15 protein-coding genes are annotated in these 22,345 nt (G+C 60.0%); 5 read left to right on the top strand and 10 right to left on the bottom strand.

The features are described from left to right. Positions 1–247: 247 nt before the first annotated feature. The gene (locus tag ACZ5B4_RS04710; RefSeq protein WP_464913278.1) at positions 248–1,507 is read left to right on the top strand and encodes an aminotransferase class V-fold PLP-dependent enzyme; all 1,260 of its coding nucleotides are present in this window, start codon (positions 248–250) and stop codon (positions 1,505–1,507) included. Between the two features lie 110 nt (positions 1,508–1,617). Here ACZ5B4_RS04710 and ACZ5B4_RS04705 read toward each other — a convergent pair whose 3' ends face one another. The 6 genes from ACZ5B4_RS04705 to ACZ5B4_RS04680 all read right to left on the bottom strand — a co-directional run bounded on the left by ACZ5B4_RS04705 (position 1,618) and on the right by ACZ5B4_RS04680 (position 10,655). After that, entirely contained in the window at positions 1,618–1,926 is a 309-nt protein-coding gene (locus ACZ5B4_RS04705; protein ID WP_464913277.1) for a putative quinol monooxygenase, read from the bottom strand. 101 nt (positions 1,927–2,027) lie between these two features. Further along, entirely contained in the window at positions 2,028–3,173 is a 1,146-nt protein-coding gene (locus tag ACZ5B4_RS04700) for an enolase C-terminal domain-like protein (protein ID WP_464913276.1), read from the bottom strand. A gap of 1,439 nt (positions 3,174–4,612) precedes the next feature. After that, the gene (locus tag ACZ5B4_RS04695; RefSeq protein ID WP_464913275.1) at positions 4,613–6,094 is read right to left on the bottom strand and encodes a sulfatase-like hydrolase/transferase; all 1,482 of its coding nucleotides are present in this window, start codon (positions 6,092–6,094) and stop codon (positions 4,613–4,615) included. Positions 6,095–6,190: 96 nt separating this feature from the next. After that, positions 6,191–7,621 carry a hypothetical protein gene (locus ACZ5B4_RS04690; protein WP_464913274.1) on the bottom strand — a complete coding sequence of 477 codons (1,431 nt, stop codon included), beginning with the start codon at positions 7,619–7,621 and terminating at the stop codon, positions 6,191–6,193. Between the two features lie 263 nt (positions 7,622–7,884). After that, on the bottom strand, positions 7,885–9,309 hold the full coding sequence (locus ACZ5B4_RS04685) for a hypothetical protein (RefSeq protein ID WP_464913273.1): 1,425 nt from the start codon (positions 9,307–9,309) through the stop codon (positions 7,885–7,887). Positions 9,310–9,476: 167 nt separating this feature from the next. Beyond that, positions 9,477–10,655, bottom strand: coding sequence for a trypsin-like peptidase domain-containing protein (locus tag ACZ5B4_RS04680; RefSeq protein ID WP_464913272.1), 1,179 nt, complete (start codon positions 10,653–10,655; stop codon positions 9,477–9,479). A 1,155-nt stretch (positions 10,656–11,810) separates the two neighbouring features. Here ACZ5B4_RS04680 and rnc point away from each other — a divergent pair. The 4 genes from rnc to ACZ5B4_RS04660 all read left to right on the top strand — a co-directional run bounded on the left by rnc (position 11,811) and on the right by ACZ5B4_RS04660 (position 16,189). Further along, positions 11,811–12,635 (top strand): ribonuclease III, encoded by an 825-nt coding sequence (rnc, locus tag ACZ5B4_RS04675; protein ID WP_464913271.1) that lies wholly within the window; start codon positions 11,811–11,813, stop codon positions 12,633–12,635. Next, a complete protein-coding gene (locus tag ACZ5B4_RS04670; RefSeq protein ID WP_464913270.1) occupies positions 12,632–13,633 on the top strand; it encodes a hypothetical protein in 1,002 nt (333 codons plus the stop codon). Before rnc ends, ACZ5B4_RS04670 begins: the two co-directional genes overlap by 4 nt. 184 nt (positions 13,634–13,817) lie before the next feature. Further along, positions 13,818–14,903, top strand: a complete 1,086-nt coding sequence (locus tag ACZ5B4_RS04665) for an ROK family protein (protein WP_464913269.1) — start codon at positions 13,818–13,820, stop codon at positions 14,901–14,903. Positions 14,904–15,034: 131 nt separating this feature from the next. Continuing rightward, positions 15,035–16,189: a hypothetical protein gene (locus ACZ5B4_RS04660; protein ID WP_464913268.1), complete on the top strand. Its 1,155-nt coding sequence runs from the start codon at positions 15,035–15,037 to the stop codon at positions 16,187–16,189. 12 nt (positions 16,190–16,201) lie between these two features. On the opposite strand, the gene ppk1 is transcribed toward ACZ5B4_RS04660, so the two are convergent. From ppk1 to bshB1, 4 genes are all read right to left on the bottom strand, one after another. After that, complete coding sequence (gene ppk1, locus ACZ5B4_RS04655; RefSeq protein WP_464913267.1) at positions 16,202–18,310, bottom strand: polyphosphate kinase 1; 2,109 nt, start codon at positions 18,308–18,310, stop codon at positions 16,202–16,204. 189 nt (positions 18,311–18,499) lie between these two features. Beyond that, positions 18,500–19,975: a Ppx/GppA phosphatase family protein gene (locus ACZ5B4_RS04650; RefSeq protein ID WP_464913266.1), complete on the bottom strand. Its 1,476-nt coding sequence runs from the start codon at positions 19,973–19,975 to the stop codon at positions 18,500–18,502. A 245-nt stretch (positions 19,976–20,220) separates the two neighbouring features. Then, positions 20,221–21,210: a CHAD domain-containing protein gene (locus ACZ5B4_RS04645; protein ID WP_464913265.1), complete on the bottom strand. Its 990-nt coding sequence runs from the start codon at positions 21,208–21,210 to the stop codon at positions 20,221–20,223. 425 nt (positions 21,211–21,635) lie between these two features. Then, positions 21,636–22,325, bottom strand: coding sequence for a bacillithiol biosynthesis deacetylase BshB1 (gene bshB1, locus ACZ5B4_RS04640; RefSeq protein WP_464913264.1), 690 nt, complete (start codon positions 22,323–22,325; stop codon positions 21,636–21,638). Positions 22,326–22,345 lie beyond the last annotated feature (20 nt).

Here is a 22,345-nt window from a genome sequence, read left to right as displayed (position 1 = left end):
ATCGGCGGCGACGAGGTCCCAGGCCGGGCCGCCCACCGCAGCGAACCCCGACAGTGCGAAAGGCATCCTGACCCATGGGAGAGCCTTGAATGCCGAGGCGGCTCGGCTGACGGATCCGCAAGGCGAATGTCTGAGACGACGCGGGGGCAGATGCCGAAACGGCATTCGGCGGCGGAAGGCGCTGGTGACTTCAAAGATCGCAATTTCATCGACTGCATGGAGAAAGGACGCTACGCCCGATTTCGTCATGAAAACCACCACTTGCCCCGAAGAATTGGATCCCTCTCTGTTTCGGCCCGACTTCCCGATCCTGCGCAAGGTTCTCCGCGACGGCATTCCGCTCGTGTATTTGGATAACGCGGCGACCACGCAACGTCCGCGACAGGTGATTGCCGCAATCGTGGATACCTATGAGCACCACTACTCGAACGTCCATCGGGGCATCCACACCTTGGCCGATGAAACGACGGAGCTGTACGAGGGTGCCCGGGACTGCTTGAAGGATTTCTTGAACGCCGCCGAACGCGAGGAAATTGTGTTCACCTCCGGTGCCACGGCGGGTGTCAATCTGGTCGCACGCGCTTGGGGGGACGCCAACGTCCGGGAAGGCGACGAGATTCTCCTCACGGAGATGGAGCACCATTCGAATATGGTCCCCTGGTACCAATTGGCTCAACGGACGGGGGCCGTCATCCACCACATACCCCTCACGGACGACGGAATGCTGGATTTGCGGTCGCTTCCGCATCTGCTCACCGAGAAGACCAAGCTCTTGGCGGTGACCGCGGTTTCCAACGTCTTGGGAACCGTCAATCCGCTGGATGAGTTGATTCCGGCCGCGCATGCCGTAGGCGCGAGGGTGCTGGTGGACGGAGCCCAAAGCGTCCCGCATCATCCGACGGATGTTCAACGTCTGGATGCGGACTTCCTGGTTTTCAGCGGGCACAAGATGTTGGGACCGACCGGTGTGGGCGTGCTGTATGCCAAGCGAGACATCCTCGAGTCCATGCCTCCCTTTCTCGGCGGCGGAAGCATGATTCACGAAGTAACGCTGGATGGATTCGTTCCCGGGGATATTCCGGCCCGCTTTGAAGCCGGTACGCCGCCGATCGTGGGAGCCATCGGTTTGCGAGCCGCCGTCGATTACTTGCAGACGGTCGGTTTGAGTCGCGTCGCCTCACACGAACGGCGACTTACGGAAAAGCTCCATGCCGCGTTGGCGGACGTGGACGGCGTTCGCATCCTGGGGCCCGAGCCTGCCCACAAGGCCGGTATCGTCAGCTTCGTGCTGAAGGACTTGCACGCGCAAGACTTGGCCCATCTGTTGGATCGTTTCGGCGTCGCGGTTCGTGCCGGTCATCACTGCGCCATGCCGTTGCATCGCCGCTTCGGCGTCTCGGCCAGCGCCCGGGCGAGCTTCTACTTCTACAATACGTCGGAGGACATCGATCATCTCGTCGAGGGAATTCTGCGGTCGCAAAGGTTTTCCCAGCGACGCAATGTTTAGTCGGCATCTCGATTTCCGTCGGCCGGTGATTTCACAAAGGAGCCGGGCTGGAAACGCATCCGGCAGGCGGCTGCCCTCTTGCGATCCGATCCCGCGGCGGCAAATCGATCTCATGCCGGCTCCATGACCCGTGCGGTCAAACTCTCCATCAGCGTCCCGGCCTGTTCCAAAAACTCGTGCAAGGCGTCGGCCGATGCATGCGTGTTCAAGGCCTCCAGCGAATCCCATTTTTCAATCACGGTGATGACGTTGGGGCGAATGGGAGGTTGAACCGGCAGTCCGGACTCGACGTCCACGACCGCGACGTATTCGATGCACCCCGGCTCCTGACGAACCTTTTCGGCCGCCGCTCGAAACAGATCCAAGACCTTATCGCGACAGCCGGCTTTCGTCGTAATTTCGGCGACGACATGAATCATGGATTCCACCCTTTCGCTGAAAACGCTGACACGATTCCATTTTCACTTCGTCGAGGATCGGCCTAAGACCAGTTCTCTTGCGGAACGGAGAAGGCTTCTGCTCACTGCCGCACGACTTGAGCCGAATCTCGAATCAAGCCGTCCCAATCCCGAGGATCGGGATCGACGCCCAGGCCGACCGTTTCCGGCAAGTGCGCGACAAGCGAACCGCCGGCCTCATCCTTTTCGAGGGGCACCGGATCCGCCAAATCTTGGCTCAACAAGTCGGACGGGTTCCAATAATCCGCCGGATACGAAAAATTGGCACGCCCCGCCAGGGCCAGCGATGCCCGAATCCCTAGGCTGCTTTGAGGATTCATACCGAGGTAATTAGGGACGCATTCGGCGTGGCAGGCATCGTAGATGGCCGTCGCAGGGGTCAAACCGCCTACCCGTGCCACGTTGATATTGACGTATTTTCCGCTACGAAGCTCCAAGGCCATGTCGGCCAGTTCCGGCGTGGTGATCGATTCATCCAAGCAAATGGGTGTTCGCAACGTCTCTTGCAGCATCGCGTGGCCGACTAAGTCCTCGGGCGGCAAAGGCTGCTCCACCATCCTCAACCCGAAATCGTCGAGGCGGCAGAGGGTGTCCATGTGGTGCAGTCCCAAGGCTCCTTCCAAATCGCCCATGATGTTTTCCGTCGGAAATTCCTGGCGAACGGCGTTCAACATGGCCAAATCCCAGCCGGGACGCAACTTCAACCCAACACGAGAATACCCCGCTTCGAAGGCCGCGGCAATCTCTTCCAAAAACCCCTCGTGCGACTCCGTACGATCCAACCAGATACCCAAAGGAATACGGGTCTGTTTTGCTTGGAGCAGTTGATGCAACGGTTGGCCTTTGAGCCGAGCTTGCAAATCCCACCAGGCGATGTCCAGAGCGGCCCGGGCGTAACGATGCCCCTTGATCGGCGCCAAAAGCCCCTGCAATTGCTGAGCATCGGCGATATCGCGCCCCACGACCCTGGGAGCCATCCAGTCGCGAAGGCAGAAAAAAGTCGCGTCGCTCCACTCGGGCGACATCAGCGGTCCATTTCCTGGTGCAGCCTCTCCCCAGCCGATCCCGCGGTTCGTTCGCAATCGGACCACCACCGTGCGAACCCCGGTCCATTGGGGCCAACCTTCGGAAAACGGGACCGTCTCCAGTGTGCGAGGCTTACGCAAGGGGAGATCGATCAAAAAGATGTCCACGCATTCGATGATCATGATGCCTCATGTATTCCATCGCTAAGCAACCGGATCAACAGAACACGGAAGCGGCCTCCGATTAGAAAACTAGCGCACCGGTTGAGCCGTTATGGTTCTCCTCCGCAACTTGTCCCTCCTCCTCCCATCGCGCGGCCATGATGAGAAGAGGAAGCACCGGCCGTTTTCAGTCGGACTTGGCGGAACGCCGCAAAACCTTCTTTCTAATGTCTTCCAAGTTTGGCTTGGAAGCACCGCCGGAGGAAGTCGACGCTGCGTCGGAAGGCACATTCTCAGCGCTTGATGAAGGCGAGTTCGGCGACGAGCGGTTCCCGGTAGCATCCAAGCGGCCCGACTCGGCCCCTGGGGCGGCTTGGCCGGTACCGCGGCTGGGGGCATTTCCTCCAAAGAATCGCGAAACCCCTCCAAGCAATTGACCGAAGGTGCCCGTGCCCGCGGAAGTCGCGGCCGAATTTTCGGCGGCGTCTCCCTTCGAGCGAGCCGATTCTCGATCGTCTCCGGAGGCATCGGTGTGCTTTTCCTCGGCAGGCATGTCAATCGGTACCTGAGAGGGCGTTGGGCCGGCCTCCGTCGACGGCGCGGAAGGCACCGGCATGTCCGGCGGTACAAGCAGCGGTAAAGCCGGCGCCGTCGGGGCCGTCGGCGACTCTTGCGGGACCGGTGGAGACTCTTCAGCGGCAGGGACGCCTTGCGGTGTCGAAACCGCTCTGCCGTTGTCCGGTGATCTCAACCAGGGTCCGGGAGGGGCAGGCTGTACCGGTTGCGGCGCCGGCATAGCGGGGAAGTTCGGATGTACCATCGGCCCCGGTTGAGCCGGGTGCAATTCATGCGGCGTCCCGTAGGCCCAATCGGGTGATGGCCCGCGAGGACCCTCGGAACCGAGTGACAATCCCATGTCTCCCAACATCCTGCGGAATCTCTCCAGGAGAGGGCGAGGCTCACCCGGCGGTTGGAGCCCCGGATAGACCGCACCCCCACCGGGGTTCGGCAACGCCTGCAAACCCGGGGCAAAGTCGGAGCTTGATTCCGACGCCGCCTTGCGACGCTCCTCAAGTCGCTCGCGAATGCGGTCCCGCAAACGCTCTCGCGGCTGCCCTGTTGCGGGTTGGCCCACGAGCAACAAATCGCCGGTGAACAGCGATCTTGCCGCCGAAGACTCCGGAGCCTGCGTCTCAGCCGTCGGCCGAACCTTGGTTTGCAGACTGAAGGCGTCACCCACGGCCGTGCGGCAGTTCGCGGCGGAAATGAGGGTATAAAGGAATACTACGGCAAACGTTACCAAGCTCGCTGATAGCCGCGGCATGACATTTCCCCCCTTAAGGACCAATTCCGCGTGTATTATACCGCAGCCGCAGGGTTGCCGTGAGATCGGTTCGCTTGGTGGCTTGCGGCAGCCGCTCCGACTGAGTGAAAGCAAGCCGGGCCTTCCACTCCATCGCTCAAGGTGTTGCCATTCCAGAAGGGGTGTTCGCGGCGGGAGCGGAGGAAAGCTCCGGCAATGATCTTCGCCACGCCAGCAATTGCGCCTTCAGTCTTTCTGCGACTTGCGGAAACTCCGACGCGACGTTTTCGTATTCATCGATCTCGCCACACGAACCGATGCGGTAGAGTTCGGGACGACTGCCGTCCGCATTGACTAGGAACTTCCATTCCCCGGCACGCACGGCCAAGTTGGGGCTTGCGTCGCGTTCCAGCGCCGGCTTCAAATAGAACTCGCTACGACCGTACTCCCAATACAGCGGTTTCGACCGCCTCGTATTTTCGCCCAGCAGCGCCGGCAACATGTTCTCGCCGTCCAATTCTTGGACTTTGCCATTCAGGTCAATACCCGCGGCCGACGCAAACGTGGGCAACAAATCCACGGTGCTGACGACGCTCTCTCGGTTGACGCATCCTTGGGGCACGGTACCGGGCTGACGAGCGATCAGCGGCATGCGGATGCCGCCCTCGTACAGGCTCCACTTCCGGCCTCGAAAGCCCGCCGTACTTCCCGGCGGATTCCAGCCCGCTTTATAGTACCAAGGCCAAGCCGTCGGACCGTTATCGCTGGTCAAAACAATCAAGGTTTTCTCGGCCAGCCCCAGGGAATCGATCCGCTCCACGAGGCGACCGATTTGGCGATCCATCTCCGTCAGCACGGCAAGGAATTTGCGTTCAAAGGGATTATCGCTGATCGCCTCGAATCTTTCAGCCGCGCCGGGTTCGGGCTCATGGGGATCGTGCACATCGTTCAGCCACAGGTGAACATAGAAGTTTCGATCGCGGTTTCGTTCCATGAAGTCGATGCAACGGTCGACGTAGATGCGCGTCTGTTCGTACTTGTTCACCCGCATGATACGCCCTCGGCCGAGTCGCTCGCTGAGGTCGGACAGTTTGCCGGGCGGTAGAATTCGATCTCCCAACCCCTCGAAGGAAACCAGGGATTCGTCGAATCCATACGCGGTCGGTAACGGAGCGTCGCCCACGTCGCGTCCGCCTCCTTGATGCCATTTTCCGAAATGGGCGGTGGCGTAGCCGGACTCTTGAAAGATGCGGGCAATGCAGTTTCCCGTGGGATCCAACCAATCCCGCATGCCGTGACGTCGATTGCTCGCACGGTCATCGAGATAGGAATTGATGAGACTCTTGGCGGGATAGCTTCCCGTCGTCACAGCCACGCGAGAAGGAGAGCAGATTGGAGAGGCCGTATAGAACTGGGTGAGCCGGATCCCTTGGACCGCCAAGCGGTCGATATTCGGCGTGACGGGATAGTGATCGATGGGGCCCGTATCTTGCCTCGCAACGCCGAGGTCACGAAAGCAGGAGAGATCCCCGAAACCCATGTCGTCGATCAGGATGAAGACGATATTGATGCGATCGGCCGCAGGGAGACACGGCATCCACATCACCGCTGCGCATGTCAAGAGGAAGTAGCGAAACACGTCAGGGATCTCCACTGAACCCCACTGACGCAACGAGCCCCATGGATGCAAAGTGATTGCTCGTTGCCGCCGTCGGTAAACACGACGCACGTGGCATTATTCACCGGCCGATGATTCAGCAAAAACCAGGCGTGAATTCCCCTTCGGCAGATCGAAACAGACTAAGGTCTCTCGTCGCTCCCGAAGAAAAGTGCCGGCGCGGAGTTCGTTGGCATGGAATACTTCCGCAAACGCAGCGGACCCGGCGTCGCTCTGCAACGCGATACTCCGGAATCCGCCCGGCAACTCCCCGCAGCCTTCGTCCGGCAGGCTTATCGTGAAGTCCGGAGCCGCAAATGGGGCGCGAAATACCAAGGTTTTTTGATCCCAGGTGATCCGCGTGAGTTCCTTTGCAGCCCAATAGCGTGCCAACTCGCTCAGTTTCATCCAGAACAGCGTGTCGAAACGTCTCTCCAGACGCCGTACGACCTCTTGCAGCACCTGAAAGCCCAACTCTTGGCCGTTGAAGTAAATCCCCGGCCAGTGGCAAACCATGACTGCCGGCTCCCCGCGCTCCAAGACCTCGATCATCCGGCCGCGGTCGAGCGAGGGGGCGATAAAATAGTCGGCGTCACCGGGGGTCATTCCGTCCCACCCTCCAAAACGATCATCCGTGCAGCCGATGATCGACACGACGCATCGCGGATCATCGCCGTCGATTCCCGAGGCATACTCCACTCGTGGAGCTACACTGCGATCATCGGTAAAAACGTGACGAAAATAATGTGGGATTTGGGCGGAGAAGACATCGCGACAAGCCTCCATCGCGGCCTGTGCCAACTGCGGCAGCACACGATTACCGAAACCTCCGGGCGTAGTGATGCCTTCGCACGCCAAATCGACGTTTTTCAGGATTCGCAAGGCGTACGCCATGTAATCGGCCAGCTCGTCCGCCGACTTGCCGTCGGTCCAGTTCCAGTTCTCCATGAAACGCACGGACCGCTCGGGGTAGGGACGCCCCGTCTTGGTATCGATGACCCAGGTATGAGTTACCATCTCGGGATGGATGTCGAATCGGGGAGTAATACGCTCTCGCACCAGCTCGAGACTCGCCGTCAACTCCTTCCGATCCCAGCCCGGAAGATCGCGGTCCAGCCATCCCACACAAGCCGGGTACGGCACCAAGCTGTACTTGCCTTTCACATCATGCTGCTCGCACCAGTCGATGAATCGTGCGACAAAGGCGTCGGGGATTTCCCGGGGCATCTCGCGCCAAGGTTTTTGGTAGTCCGCGCGGTTCGGCCAAACCTCGGCGAATTGCGGCATGGCGAAATGAGCAAGATTCACCAGGCACGTCGAGTCGTCGATGATGAAGGAGACGACGGGCCGGTTTCTGGGGTTGAGCACACGCAGGCGGGGTTCGCGCTGCGGCCTCTCGCCGGCATCTTGGGCCGACGCAATCGAGATCGCCCCGCCGACGTACGCGGCTCCTAGGCTTGCGGCGCCGGTACGCAGAAAATCACGACGAGTTTGCCGGTTGTCGTCCACGGTTGGAGTCCTCCGCCGGAAGAATGCGGCATTCCCGAAGCTTGCCCTATGACGCCCGGCCCGCGCCCATGTACGCCCGTTCGTCGAGGTCCCGGAGCGGAAACGCACAGGCGACGCGATCCAGTTTCCGATCTCTTTGGGGGAGAAACAAGAGCTTGGCCTAAAACTCGGGCAGAGAAGGCCGATATCGGCCGCCGGTTCTTGGGAGCCGCGATCCCCGAGCACGCTTTTGAACAGAAAGGCTATCGGCGAGACTTGCCGGATCAGCGGCCAATGAAAGAATGCGTGCAACTTCGAGGCGAATGGAAGAAAGCGGCAAGGAGATGTTCTTGAGCCGCAAAGTCCAGGTGAAGGAGGCTGCCTAGCACCGCAGAATCTCCGATCACGTCGTATTCAAAACCGGGTTCCGAAACCAGACCCGCGGAAAGCGATTCCGGTTCGAACCACCACTCCCAATTGCGATAGCCGCGGACCTCGGTGCCGGGCGGCCCCAGCCACGTTGCTCTCCGCAAGTGCAAGGCGAGGGCGGAGGGATCGCCGAACCGCGGCATTCGCCTTCCGGATGCCGGTAACAGCCCCACGCCCGGGATCATGCAACCGGGCTTGATTTCCATCCAGCGGCAAAGATACGCGGCACCGGTTCCCTCGGCATACACACGACCGCCGCGGCGAACATGAGTCCGCAGCGACTCCTTGATGCAGTGGTTTTGCGCCAAAGCCGCCGCGTAGGGTGTGCAATTCCCGCATCCCAGATAGACGCAATCGACGCCGCGCGGAAGGGACTCGTCGTGCAGCGGAGAAAACTCGACCAATCGCGCTCCGCGTCGCTCCAATGCATCCAGCGTCTCGGCGAAGTAGCAACGGAAAGCCTCATCGCGGGCGACGGCCACCGTGATGCGGCCTCTAAAGTCTTCGATCGTTCCCTCGCTCACGGGGAGCGGGCGGGACTTGCTTTGATCCAACATCGCGAAAAACCGGCGTTCATCCCAAAAAGTCATGGCCGCCCCGGAAGGCCCTCCGCGGCGAGACGATGTTGAGCGGCCGACCGGTGAGCCCATGGCGCCCAGCAATGGGACACCCCACAGGGCTTCCACCTCTACGGCGGCCCGCCCGCTGGGTTTATACGGCAAGTTGACGAGGAACACTCCACCCACATTCCTCGGGAGACGAACGAACGTTCCTGACTGAAGCTGGGACGCATCCATGACCGCCAGCCGTGTCAGATCCAGCCATTCACTGAGCGGCTCCAACGTTCCGCCGCCGAGGGTCGCGCAGATGCAGCCGCGATGCCGAGTCTCGCCCGGTCCGCAGAACGGAGGATCGGCGATTGCGGAAGCAGGATCGGTATATCGCTGTTCCATTTCGGAAACGTCACCGCGGCGAGCGTTGCTCCAAGGCGGAGACAAGCAGAGATAGCGACCCACAACCATCGCCACGTCTACCCCACGGATTCCCTTGGCGAAGGAATCTCGGCAATGCTGGGGCGACATGAGCCAACTATCCAGGTGCCTGGGAACCGCCCCCGACCACGATCGAAGCTCTTGAAATCCCGTGAAGGCCGCATGCGCCAGGAAACATTGGACGTGCATGTCCCTGGCCGTCAGTTCGCGGAGGAGAGCACGGAGAAGCGGGCGGATATCCACCTCCGCAGTCGCCGTACCGATCGCCAGACGAGCTACTGAAGTCATGCAGCCGAACGCTCCTAAGGCCATCCGATCGCTGATCGACAAGTCCGTTCCCGCAGCCGGCTATCTTTGTGAGCCGAACTCCGCTCAAGGGCATTGTTCGCAGCTCGCCTTCGATAGTCAACGGCGGAACGGTCCCTGCCGTTATAGAGGAAAGCTCGACGACAAGCTTATTTCGGGTTCTTTAAAACCAGAATTTGTCGGCCGACTCGACTGACCACCTCAAGAGACAACTCCGCGGCATCCCGGTTTTGGTCCAAGATTCGTTGAAAGTCGTCGAGATCTCTCACGGACTGCCCGCCCGCTCGTACGATCACCATCCCCGATTGGAGGCCGCCTTCCGCTCCCGGCTTATTGCGGTCCGCATGAACGATCACCACACCTTCGCTGACGCGAACTCCCAGCCCGGACGCCAATTCCGCGTCAAAATCCATCAGCATTAGGCCCAGCGATTTGTCATAAACCTTTCGCCGCTGAGGAGCGGTAACGTCCTCTTCTTCGACCGGTTGGTGCGTTTGGAGCGTCGCTTCATCCGGCATCTCTTCTAATTTCACTTCGATATCCAAAGCCTTGCCGTCTCGAATAATGGCAATGCGATGAGCCTGATCGATCGTGGCACGCTCCACCAATTCCTGCAATGCCGACATTTCGGAGACCGGAACGCCGTCAAACGCCGTAATGAGGTCGTTTCGCTTTAGGCCCGCTCGGTGTGCCGGCGTGTCCTTGAATATTTGGCGGACCACCACACCCTTGGGCCTACCGTTCTGCTCGTATGCAGCCGACGGTGTGAGAACTTGCTCTAAAGCCACGCCGAGGTACGCGCGTCGCACTCGGCCGTGATTCAGCAATTCGTCCGCAATCCATTTGGCCAAGTTGATCGGAATGGCAAAACCGATACCCTCGTTGCGGCCGCTGCGGGAAAAGATGGCCGTGTTGATCCCGACCACTTCGCCGTCCAGGTTGGCCAGGGCGCCGCCGGAATTGCCAGGGTTAATCGCCGCGTCGGTTTGAATCAGCCGTGTTCTACCGATGGTGTTGAGCGTTCGGCCTTTTGCGCTAATGATTCCGGCACTGACGGTCCCTTCAAGCTCAAACGGATTTCCTACCGCCAAGACCCAATCTCCGATTTCCAACTGATCCGAATCGCCCAGGATCGCCGTCGGAAGGGGCGAGGTCGGCTCGATCTTGAGCACGGCGATATCGGTCTTATCATCGGTCTTTTTGTCCACGACCGGATACTCGCGACCGTCCGACAACTGAATCGTGATGATGTCCGCTTCCTCGATCACATGGCGATTTGTCAAAATGATGCCTTGGGCATCAATGATCACACCCGAACCCAGACCCATCTCAGGCCGCGGAATCTGAAAGCGAAACCCGGGGTTAGGCCCGCCAAAAAAATCGTCGAGCGGGTTACGATTTTCCCCCCGTTTGGATTCTGCTTTTTGGGGCGACGAAGCGGTCTGCACCTTGACCACCGTGGGCAGTACTTTTTGCGATGCCGTTCGAAAAGCCCGAGAAAGGCTTTTCGCCTGCTGAATCGCATCCTGATCCGCCTCGCCTACAACTATAGATGGGTGTATACTACCCAGAAAGAACGCAAGAACGAACAAGCTGCCAATCGATACCGTCCGGTTTCGCAACATAGGAACCCTTCCTCCACAATCTGGGAGAGGTTGAGAAATCGATCTTTGTGGGCGTCTATTTTGCAGCACAAAAGGGGGTTAACGCCGTCGCTTCATCACACGGCGTTCCGCCGACGGAAGTGAACAGGGTAACCCTTACAATAGGAATGATAACGATTTCCGACTGCTCCCAAACCGTGGAGGCATATCGGATTCGCTCACTTCCGCAGGACCTGAGATCCGCCAGTTTAAAGCGTGCCGGCCATCGCCCGCCATTGAAGTTTACGTCGCATTGCCTTTCCAAATCAATTGAGATTGAGGAAAAATCAACCCAGGTCTCCCACAATGTCCCTCTTCTACGTCTCTGATTGTCGGGCCACAAGCTTCCAGGCTGCCACCTCCAGAATGGGATCCAGTTCTACGTCGGGCAGCCGTTTGCCTTGTGCCTGCCTCTCGAGAACGTTCGCCGGTACGAAGGACCCACCATCCGTTGTCCGTCGCACGAGGTGGAGCTTAGCCCCCGACAGGCTCAACGAAAGACCGAGGCATGGCGGACACGCCGCAAAGGCCCCCTCTAGTACGGGGCCGCGGTTGTCGCAAACGCCTCGGGGCCGCGGCTTCCGCAGCAATGATAAAATCAGTGCCGATTCTTTATAATAAGGTCTGAACCGTCCAGGGATCCCGGGAATTCGTCCCGAGAAGAGCGATCGTTGCGATGGCGACTCTTTTCGGGACGTGTTCCAATGGCGACCGGCCACCCGATCACCGGTATCGGTCTCCGTGACGGTTTGTTGCCCTTGGCCCGGCCTTCCAAGCGGGCGGACGGTAAACCGAGGGGACGATCCGCATCGCGTCATGCCGTTTCGAGATGGAAAGGCCATGTCCGCCGTGGAACCCGAAAAGGAATTTGAACCGTTCAAGCCGCTGGAATTGAGACTGGAAGAGTGCCAGCGGGCCATCGGCTACCATTTTCGCGACCCTCGACTGCTGATGACGGCGCTGTCGCACGCGTCCGGCGTCGATCGTCGACAAAGCTCTAACGAACGCCTGGAATTCCTGGGGGACGCCGTCCTGGGGTTGGTCGTTTGTGACCTCTTGTACTCGAGCTATCCCGATTATCTGGAAGGCGAACTGACACGACTCAAATCCATTGCCGTCAGCCGGCACACCTGCGCAACGGCGGCACGCAGTTTGCGACTGCACGAATTCTTAGTGTTGGGAAAGGGAATGATGACGCAAAGTCGGTTGCCGCAGTCCGTGATTGCGGCGGCGCTGGAGGCGGTGATCGGTGCAGTCTACATCGACGGAGGGTTGGAGGCCGCCAAAACGCTCGTGGAACCGCTGATGCGTCCCGTCATCAGCTCGATTGTTTTCAACGCCATCGAGGACAACTACAAATCGCTTCTTCAGCAGTTCGCACAAAAGAATTTGGGTACCACGCCCACCTATCACCTGCTGGAGGAGCGCGGCCCGGATCACGGCAAGACATTCCTCGTGGCGGCGGAGTTGTGCGGCGCAAGGCATCGCCCCGCCTGGGGGCATAGCAAGAAGGAAGCCGAGCAAAAAGCGGCTCGCAATGCACTCATCGAGTTGAATCAACTCTCATTGGATGACACGGAATCTCCGCCTTGCAACGAGCAGGAGCCGAAAGGGGAAAAGGAACCGCTCGCGCACGTCGACGCTCAACGAGAGGAACGGTTGTGAAGACGACCGCGGTGGCTTTAATCTCGGGCGGGTTGGATAGCTTGCTGGCGGCTCGAATCATCCAATCGCAGGGTTTCGAAGTCGTGGGGTTTCACGTGCGTCTTCCCGTCTACCCCCATACGGCGCGGGCGTTTCGCGGCGCAGCCGTGCTGGGAATTTCGATGGCGGCTCGCACGATCGGCGACGACTATATCGACGTGATTCGGGCGCCGAAACACGGCTTCGGCCGCGCGGCGAACCCGTGCCTCGATTGCCGAGCCTATATGTTCCGTTTGGCGAAGGCTTTCATGGAGGAGATTGACGCCCATTTTTTGGTGACGGGGGAAGTCCTCGGCCAGCGCCCGTTCTCGCAACGCCGCCGTGATCTGATGATCATAGCTCACATGGCCGGCCTTCAAGACCGCGTGCTCCGGCCCTTGTCGGCAAAGCGCCTTCCGCCTACGGTGATGGAACGCCAAGGGCTGGTCGATCGTTCCCGACTGTATGACTTGGCGGGTCGATCGCGGCGTCCTTTGCGGGCATTGGCCCGGATGTTCGGCATGCGATTCGTTCCCGAAGCGGCCGGCGGCTGTGCCTTGACGGAAAAGCTGGTCGCACCGCGCGTCTGGGACCTTGTGGATCACGACCCGTCGGCCGGAGTCTGGGATCTTCAACTTTTGACCGTGGGTCGGCACTTTCGTATCGACGGAGAAACTAAACTTGTATTGGGCAGAAATGCCGTGGAAAACAACCGTTTGCGGCGGCTGTTCGAATCGTCGCCAAGGGAGAAGAAATCGCGGCTTTTGGTGCCGCGGAATTTTCGCGGACCGGAGGGGCTTCTCATCGGAAACACGGATGAAAATGTGCCGGCCAAGGCGCTTGCGATTTTGTGCCGATACGTGAAGAAAGATTTGCCGGCCCCCCTCCAATTCGACGTGGAATTCCGCCGGCCGTCGTGTCACAGGGTCGTGACCGTCCACCGCGATCTGCCCCTGTTGTCCGAGGTCCGTCCTTTGTGATGAGCAGCCTTTCCTTAACCGCGACAATCCGACGGCGATTTGAGAGACATGCGAAGTCGCGATTCGAGCGGTGACGTGGCGGACGGCCGGGGTGATCGGTGGAATCGCCGTCGTGCTTCCAGCAAAATGATCGCGACGCCGACAGATATCCCAATTGCATCGCACACAAGAGGAGGTGAGTTGCATGGTTCGTAAAGCACAGGCGACCCAGAAAAGGATCGTTGCGGTAGATATCGGCGGAACGAAGATAATGGCTGCGGTGGGCGACCCTTGCGGCACGGTATACGGCCGATATCGATGCTCCACCCCGCGAGATTGCGGCGCCCTCGAGATCTTTCTTGCCGTGGAATCGGCCGTGCTGTCCGCAATTAAGAAAGCCGGCCTCCGCCCGCGACACATTGCGGGCATGGCGGTTGGTATTCCCGGCGTCGTGGATTACAAGCGCGGACGAATCGTGAAGACGCCGAATATGCCGCTGACCGAGGCCCCGCTCCGTGAATTTCTTTTCGAGCAATTCGGTTTTCCGATCGTGCTTGAAAATGATTGTAACCTGGGCGCGCTGGGAGAAGCGTGGTTGGGTGCCGGGCGGCATTGCCGCAGCGTATTCGGCGTCTTCGTGGGTACCGGAATCGGCAGCGGCTTCGTTCGCAAACGCAAACTGTGGCGAGGTGCTCGTTATTCGGCCGGCGAGATCGGCCACATGGTCATGCAAACCGGCGGACCGGTTTGCGGTTGCGGCAACGCGGGTTGTTTGGAGGCCCTCGCGGGACGCACGGCGATCGAGCGGGATATCCGCGAGGCGGTGTCCCGAGGCGAATCCACGGTGCTGACGGAATTGCTCGGCGGTGATCTAACCGTTGTGCGAAGCCGGGCCTTGAGGGCGGCCCTGAACGCCGGCGACCCGCTGGTGACTCGTGTGCTGGAACGAGCGGGCAGCGTACTCGGTGCGGCTTGCGTCTCCGTCCGACACTTGTTGGATCCGCAGCGCATCGTCCTCGGCGGCGGCGTCATGGAGGCATGCGGCGACTTTCTGATGCCGCGCATCCGATCGGTGCTGGACGCGGATCAAATGCGGCTCGCGAAGGATCCGGACGAAGTATGCCTCTCGCAACTCGGTGATTATGCCGTGATCGTCGGCGGAATCGCATTGGCCGCACGACTGTGCGGCGCCAACCCGCTCAAGCGATATCCCGACGCAGAGCTTCGCGTCTTGAAATCCTCCAGTCAAAAGGAGGAAAACGGAGAAAACGAAGAGTCGAGAGTCTCGTAATCCCTGAGCAATGGGCGTGGAACCTGCCGGTGACGTCTTGATGCTTGGATAAGGCACGATGCACGCCGGCGGAGAACGGCATCGGGCGACCGTTGCGAGTGTTCTTCATTACCTGCCCGCGGAACCCAACCATGCCAACCCGTCTTGCCTCGGCGGTCTCCCTCACGTTCGTGGTGCTTTTCGGCCTTGGACGGCCCGCTATGACGGCCGAGACCGCTGCGGCGAGTGCTCACGGCAGCACGACGGTAATTCCTCGGGCTTCTCAAGCTTTGGGCGTAACGCACGTGGATGGCAAGTATTGCCTGACTCGTGAACCGTTCTTGTTGGAGGGCGCCGACGCCGTCGCCGCACTTGGGGTACAGGTTATCAAGCTGTACCTGACCTTGAACCCCGACGGAACCTCGCTTCAGAAGTATCCCTATCATACGGACTGGCCGCCTTGCCGAACACTCGAGGAACTGGCGGATGCGCCGCCTTTTCGCGAGGTTTTTCGACGTCCTTTTCGCGTGTTCGTGCTTACCGTTTATCGGCCCGGTGTTTCGGCGGGTTACTGGTTGAACGGCATCAGCGCCGAGCAAGAACGGGAAGAGCATGAAGCCCTCTATCGGCTTGCAGCCCACTTGATGCGCGCGTATCGCGGCAGCGGCAAGACGTTCGTATTTCAAAACTGGGAGGGCGACTGGGCGGTTCGCGGGCACTTCGACCGGAACAAACCTCCGTCGCCGGAAGCGCTGCAAGCAATGACCCGCTGGCTTGCGGCGCGGCAACGCGGTGTGGAGCAAGCTCGCCGTGAAAACCCGGACTCCGATGTCCGCGTTTATCATGCGGTCGAGGTCAATTTGTTGCGTCCCACCTTGGAATCGGGAATGCCTTGCGTTTTGACGCACGTCGTCCCCAACGTTCATCTCGACTTGGTATCCTACTCGGCTTGGGATACTCAGACCGATCCCGAGCTGTTCCGCCGGTCCCTGGACTTCATCGCGGAGCGTACGCCGGACTCTCCCCCGTTCGGGGACAAGAACGTTTACGTCGGCGAGTTCGGCTTACCCGAGAACGAGTATTCCCAAGAAGAGGTTATCCGTCTCATTCGTAACGTGGTTTCGGTGAGCGTCGAGTGGGGATGCCCTTGGGTCATCTATTGGCAGATCTATTGCAACGAAGCCCGCCGATCGCCGGTACGCGCTCCCGAGGATGTGCGGGGCTTCTGGCTGATTCGGCCGGACGGGTCTCGCGCTTGGGCGTGGGAGGCCTTGCGTCAAGTCCTCCAACCGACCGAATCCCCATAGCTCCCGAACATATCAATCCTGCGGGGCCTTGAGGACCTGGTATTTGGGGCCTCGCGCGGGCACATCGCGCACCGCAGCCACGGCTTCGCGGTAAAAGACCTCTTGTGCGCGAATGGGCGGACCATCGGTACGAACCCGTTGGTATTCCCCATCGGATTGCAGGGTCCAAGCCTTGACGTTGTCGGCGAAGAAAACGTCCAAAATATGGAGCAACCTGGCTCTTAGCTCAGCCGACTGCACCGGAAAGATGGTCTCGAAACGGCGGTCGAGGTTACGCTGCATCCAGTCCGCGCTGGACAGGTACACTTCTTCATGTCCCCCGTTCGCAAAGTAGAAGACGCGAGCGTGTTCCAAAAACCGATCCACGATGGAACGCACCTCGATGTTGTCGGAGACTCCCGGCACTCCCGGAACCAAGCAGCAGATTCCGCGAACGTTGAGCTTGATCCGCACGTTCGATTGCGAGGCTCGATAGAGGGCCGAGATGATTTCGCGGTCTTGGAGCGAGTTAATCTTTGCCATGATCAAGCCCGGCTGCTCCGGGGTGGCCACCCGCGTTTCACGTTCGATTAGCTCCAAGAACCGCTGCTTGAGCAGACCAGGTTCCGTGGTAAGCTTGTTCCATCCTACGGCTTCGGAGTAGCCGGTCAGGATGTTGAACAGCGAAGACGCGTCCGCCGCGATTTCGGCGTCGCACGTCAACAGCCCCAGGTCGGAGTAGATTTTCGCCGTGCGGTCGTTGTAGTTGCCGGTGGACAGATGCACGTAACGGCGAATCCGCCCGCCCTCGCGCCGCACTATGAGCAGGGCTTTGGCGTGCGTCTTGTACCCGGCGACGCCGTAAACCACGTGCGCGCCGGCGTCTTCCAATCGGCGTGCCCATTGCACGTTGCGAGCCTCGTCGAATCGTGCCTTGACCTCTACCAGGACGGTCACTTCTTTGTCGTTGCGGGCGGCATTCTCCAAGGCCTCCACAATGGGGGAATCGCCGCTGGTCCGATAGAGCGTCTGTTTGATCACCAGGACGTCAGGGTCGTCCGCCGCGCGACGCACCAGCTCCACGACCGGATCGAAGGATTCGTAAGGGTGGAAAAGCAAGACGTCGTGATGCTGAATCGCCGGCCAGATGTCGTCCCAGCCGAGCAGATCGCGGGGAGGCTGCGGCGGCCAGTCCGCGTTTTGGAGATGATCGAAGCCCGGCAAGCCCACCAACTCCCAGAGGCAACCTGCGCCGACGATCTCCGCCTCGTCATAGACGTCCTCTTTAGATAGCGACAGCGTCTTCCGCAACGATTCGACGATCAAGGGATCGGGGTTCGGCGTAACCTCCAATCGCAACGGGTCGCGGCGGCGACGTGCCAGGACGGCCGACTCCACCGTCGATAAAAGGTCGCTGGCGTCATCGTCTTGAATCGAGACGTCGGCATCACGGGTTATCCGAAATACGCACGCCGCTTGCACATGGTAGCCGCGGAACAGCTTCGCGCCGAACTCCAGCAAGACATCTTCGATCAGAGCGAAGCGGCGAGGCTTGTCGCCGGGCAAGGCCACGAAACGCTTCTGCCGCAAGGGAATGGGCACGACGGCGATCCTGCCCTCCGCCCCCTCCTTGTCTTTTCCTCGAACCAGAAGGAAAGCGGCATGGACCTGTAGTCCGGCCAGCACGGGCGGCGGTTCCAGGGTGGTGATCGCGAGCGGCGTCAATAGGGAGGACAACTCTTTTTCGAAATAATCGGTCAGATAGCGACGATCCTGGACGGACCATTCCCGTGGTCGAAGCACGCAGAGTCCTTCCTCCCGAAGGGCGGTCATCACCTGGCGAATCCCCGCCGATTGTTCGGCCACCATGCGGTGAACCCGCTTTCGCACCGCGTTCAACTGTTCCTGCGGGGTCATGCCCGCCGGATCGTGCTTCTTCGAATTGCTCTTGATGAGCTGGATGATGCCGGCGACGCGAATCATGAAGAACTCATCGAGGTTCGTCGAAACGATCGCCAGGAACTTCAACCGCTCCAGAAGCGGAACGTCGCTCGCTAAACCTTCCGCCAGCACGCGATGATTGAATTCCAGCCAACTCAATTCACGATTGAAGAACGGCTCGATCGCTTTTTTCTTGGACATCGTGTCACCCGCCTCCAGGACGGAAATCTCCCCATCGCTCAATGATGACGCAGCCGAATCGCCGGGGCTTTCGACGGCCTTCGCGCTTCTCGCGGGATCGGCGAACCGCATACGGCTGCAAGCGGCCGCCCGGGCGGACTCGCCGAAAACGGCCCTGCGTCTCCCCTTCGCCTCACGCCCCTCCTTTGATCACTCGACGCGGACCTTCATGCCGTAAACGTCCTCGAACATGTCGCTCTTCAAAGCCACGGAGCGTTTTTCCAAGAAGACCTTCGACAAACCTCGGATCGTAATGAAAAGCTCGTCCTCATCGTGTCCGAGCTCCACTTGCTCGGCCGACTGGATATTTCCGCGGGCGAGGGCGTCGGCGACCCGAAGCACCGCGGCCAGCTTGTTGACCACCACGCGGCTCTCGCGCGGCAGCGTCGCGTATTCGACGTGGGACGGCTTAGGCGGGCTGCGGCGGTGATATCGCGCGATGTGCGCGATGATTTCCGTCTCCTGCGGCGTCAGGCCGAATATCTCCGAGTTGGCGATGATGTAGTAACTATGTTTATGGTGAGCGCTCGGGCTGATGAATCCCCCTACTTCATGGAGAATGGCCGCGATTTGCAACAGAAAACGATGGCGCCGTTGCAATCCGTGGTCGCTTTGCAGGTAATCAAAAAGGCGTACGGCGATTTCGGAGGATACGCGGGCGTGCTCGAGGTCGACGCAATAGCGGGCGGCCATGGCGTAGGCCGCATGCAGAATGCCCTCGCGGATGGACCGGTCTTCCGAACCGCTCGTCTCCCGGGCCAGTTCCGCCAACAAGCCGTCGCGCATGGAAACCTTGGCGACCAGCAGTCGCGTGGCTTGGGTGTGGGCCAGCAGCTCCCAATACATCAGCAAGGCCGGAACGAGGGTTTCCGCCTCGGCAAAGGTGAGATTGAAGCGGCGACACAGTTCCTCGGGCGAGTACCGCACGCATTGTTCGATCAAGCGCTCGAAGCGATCCTTGGGCACCTCCAGCAAGTCCTCCGAGTGCGTCGGGCGTCCCGCCTCTCGGGCCGCAAACCGCACGTCTCCGCCCACCGCCACGAAAGTGTCGCAGTGCGACAGCGGCAAGGTGCGATTGACGGAGGCCACTTGCATGCGAATGTGTTGTCGAAACAGCTCGCTCAGCTTATCGGTCGGCTCCGAACGCGCGGATAGCATCTCCAAGAGCCGGACGGCGCCGAATCGTACGCCCACGGAATTCACGATCTCACCCTCATCGAGGATGGTAAGAATCGTGCTTCCTCCGCCCACGTCCGCGACGAGAGAATGCCCTTGGTTGACCTCGGACAAATCGCCCACCGCCTCTCGGACGGCGGCCACCGTCAACCGCCCCTCCTCGGCAATACTGATGATCTCGATGTTCAACCCGCAGGCCAGATAGATACGGTCGAGCACGTTGTCGGCATTCGCGGCCTCGCGCAGGGCGCTGGTGGCCACGGCGCGAACCTTCTCGATTCGGTACTCGCGCAAGACTCGCATGTAGTCGCGCAGAATCTCGACCGCGGCCCGCATGCATTGTGCGCCGATGCGACCGCGTCGGAACGTGTCCTGTCCCAACCACACCGCGCGCTGGAATCGTTCGAGGACTTCGTACCGTCCCTCCTCGAGGACTTGGGCCACGACCATCCGAATGGCATTCGTACCGATATCGATGACGGCTACCGGATTTCCCGCCGTGCCGCTCGATCCCGAATACGGAGAAGGGGCGTTCGTTTGCGAAAAATCATTCATTTTGGCGAGAGAGGCGTGTGTCCATAAGTTCCGGAATTCAGTTCACCGAGTTCGGCACGCGTTCGCCGCCATTGTTTCCGTCGATCCCTGCACGGACCGTCTGCACCACGGGCGGTTCGGCGAGCACCGTCGGCACGAAACTACACGGGGAGCCCCACCGTATCGGAATCCTCCATGCGTTCCGACTTGGTCAGGGCCGCGACGATTCGGGGCCACAGAGCCGCCACTTTTTCATCCTGCCAGAAAGCGCAGGTTGCAGCGAACAGTTGCCGGCGCCGCACCCGGCATGCCTCTTGCAAGAATTCGAGTCCCGCCACGCACCGCTCTTGATTCATCCAACCCGGAAGCAACTTATCCCCGACCTTGAGCCGACGAACGGCGGCCTCCAACTCCGCGACCCAAACATCGCAGTCATGAATTTCGCCTAGGTAGGACTGCATTTCTCGCACTGCTTCCAACGCCACCTCGAACTGCGCCCCGAGCGTCGGAGCACAGATCTCCAGCGTGTAGCGAAACTTCTTGGCCGCGATCCGAAACTCATGATGCCGCGCGACACCCATTTCATCCTGCAGCGAATCGCCGAGTTCGAGAAATTGCCCCATCCGCCGAAGCAAGCGCCGTTCGTATCCGGCGGGGGGAACCTCCGATTTGCAGACGACGGTGGCAAGCGTCCGTTGGGCTTCGCTCAACCACTCTCTTATCTGGCGTAGCGTCCCCGTTCGCAAGAAACGTCGAATCGCACGGCGGACTTGCACTTGGCACCGGCTACGTGTTCTTTCCAATCCGGCGATCCAAAATACAATCCCACGACGAATTTCGGGATCATCGCTCTCGCCCAGTCGTCCGAGCATGGCGGCGATTTGAACATCCGTATCTCTTGCCTTTCCGAGTCCGGACGCCAGGTCGCGGAGCGCCGCCCGCCAACGGTTTGCGCGTTCTTTTCCCAAGAGCTTCCGAAAAACGCGAATTCCCGCGCGGAGTCGGCGGCATGCGACTCGAACTTGATGGACCGACTCCGGATCCCGTGCCGTAGGCACGCCTGCCAAATGCCGTCGCAAACGACGAACATTTCGGCCCAAATAACGCACCGCAGTCACCACGGAGACGTCAGCCGGCGGCTTCGCTAACATCGACTCCTCCGAAACGGCATTCATCAAGACAAGACGGATCGAGGGAGACCTTAAAAGTTGTATCCCCCGCCCAACAGATTTTGATGTGGACACTCCCGGACTTTATTGTAATCTTCGGTCGCCGGATTTGCCGCCCGTTACGGCAGCCCTTCGCATCGTGCCAAGCGTTATATCTCGCTCAGGTACCAATCGGCGAGAAGCAAGTGTAGCGAAGGTTACACCTTCAAGAGGGGAGATTTGGAAGGAGACCGACCGTCCCCTGATCATCCACCCATGCAGGGGGGGCAGCATTTCACGCAGGCGAGACCGCAAGCCACGACACCGTTTGCGGAAATTCGTGTCCAACCGTCGGATTGACAGGAACGACCCGCGCAGATCGGCGCGGCAACGGCGTTTTGGGTCGTCTGGGGTACCCGTTAAGCATCTCAGAGAATCGCCCGAAAGTCGCCCACATGCAGAAGTTCTCGAACCGCGAAAGGTTCCGCGTAACGCGTCCCGGCAGTCCAACCCCACATGCGACCGCGATACTCGATCTGCTCTTCCAGACCGGCCGTCGATCCGCCGGGTGAATTCGCCAACTGGCTGGCGTAACATCGCACGGCGGCAAGCTTTTTCTCCCAATATTCGCTCACGTCCACGACGAACGACGGCTCCGGGATTTTTCGGATGTGGGTGCAGAAATAATAGATCACCCGTCGCGGGTGGAATGGTTCTCCCGGCAAGTCGGTTTTGGTCAGCTTTGCCCAAAACCTGGCCGCCTCGATGAGCTGCGTGGCCGCTGTGTGATCGGGGTGCGTGTCTTCCCAATAAGGGCAAAAGAGGCCGTGAGCACGAGTCGTCCGAAAAACGCCGGCGAGTTTGGCTCGCGCTTCGAGCGTGGCCTCGAGCGACCGGTTGGGAAGCCCCAGATTTGAACGCCAATCCAAGCCCAAGACACTTGTGGCGGCTTCGGTCTCTTGTCGGCGAATCTCTCTGCTGCCGAACGGCGTCGGCTCTCCATCGGTCAAATCCAGAATACCGACGCGAAGTCCCTCCGCCTTCATCTTCAGGATTGCGCCGCCCATGGCAAACTCCGCGTCGTCCGGATGCGGAGCAATGATCAAGACGTCTAGCATATGGCAAGTAATCCGCACAA

Source organism: Thermogutta hypogea (assembly GCF_055386265.1).
Note: the sequence above shows the minus strand (reverse complement) of the source record. Positions and strands in the feature narration are given on the sequence as shown.

Bases quoted from the DNA above. Each gene is read 5' to 3' on its own strand.
- ACZ5B4_RS04710 (WP_464913278.1), top strand. From the start codon at position 248: ATGAAAACCACCACTTGCCCCGAAGAATTGGATCCCTCTCTGTTTCGG.
- ACZ5B4_RS04705 (WP_464913277.1), bottom strand. From the start codon at position 1,926: ATGATTCATGTCGTCGCCGAAATTACGACGAAAGCCGGCTGTCGCGAT.
- ACZ5B4_RS04665 (WP_464913269.1), top strand. From the start codon at position 13,818: ATGGTTCGTAAAGCACAGGCGACCCAGAAAAGGATCGTTGCGGTAGAT.
- ACZ5B4_RS04650 (WP_464913266.1), bottom strand. From the start codon at position 19,975: ATGGTCGTGGCCCAAGTCCTCGAGGAGGGACGGTACGAAGTCCTCGAA.
- ACZ5B4_RS04680 (WP_464913272.1), bottom strand. From the start codon at position 10,655: ATGGGTCTGGGTTCGGGTGTGATCATTGATGCCCAAGGCATCATTTTG.
- rnc (WP_464913271.1), top strand. From the start codon at position 11,811: ATGTCCGCCGTGGAACCCGAAAAGGAATTTGAACCGTTCAAGCCGCTG.
- ACZ5B4_RS04660 (WP_464913268.1), top strand. From the start codon at position 15,035: ATGCCAACCCGTCTTGCCTCGGCGGTCTCCCTCACGTTCGTGGTGCTT.
- ppk1 (WP_464913267.1), bottom strand. From the start codon at position 18,310: ATGTCCAAGAAAAAAGCGATCGAGCCGTTCTTCAATCGTGAATTGAGT.
- ACZ5B4_RS04685 (WP_464913273.1), bottom strand. From the start codon at position 9,309: ATGACTTCAGTAGCTCGTCTGGCGATCGGTACGGCGACTGCGGAGGTG.
- ACZ5B4_RS04700 (WP_464913276.1), bottom strand. From the start codon at position 3,173: ATGATCATCGAATGCGTGGACATCTTTTTGATCGATCTCCCCTTGCGT.
- bshB1 (WP_464913264.1), bottom strand. From the start codon at position 22,325: ATGCTAGACGTCTTGATCATTGCTCCGCATCCGGACGACGCGGAGTTT.
- ACZ5B4_RS04645 (WP_464913265.1), bottom strand. From the start codon at position 21,210: ATGTTAGCGAAGCCGCCGGCTGACGTCTCCGTGGTGACTGCGGTGCGT.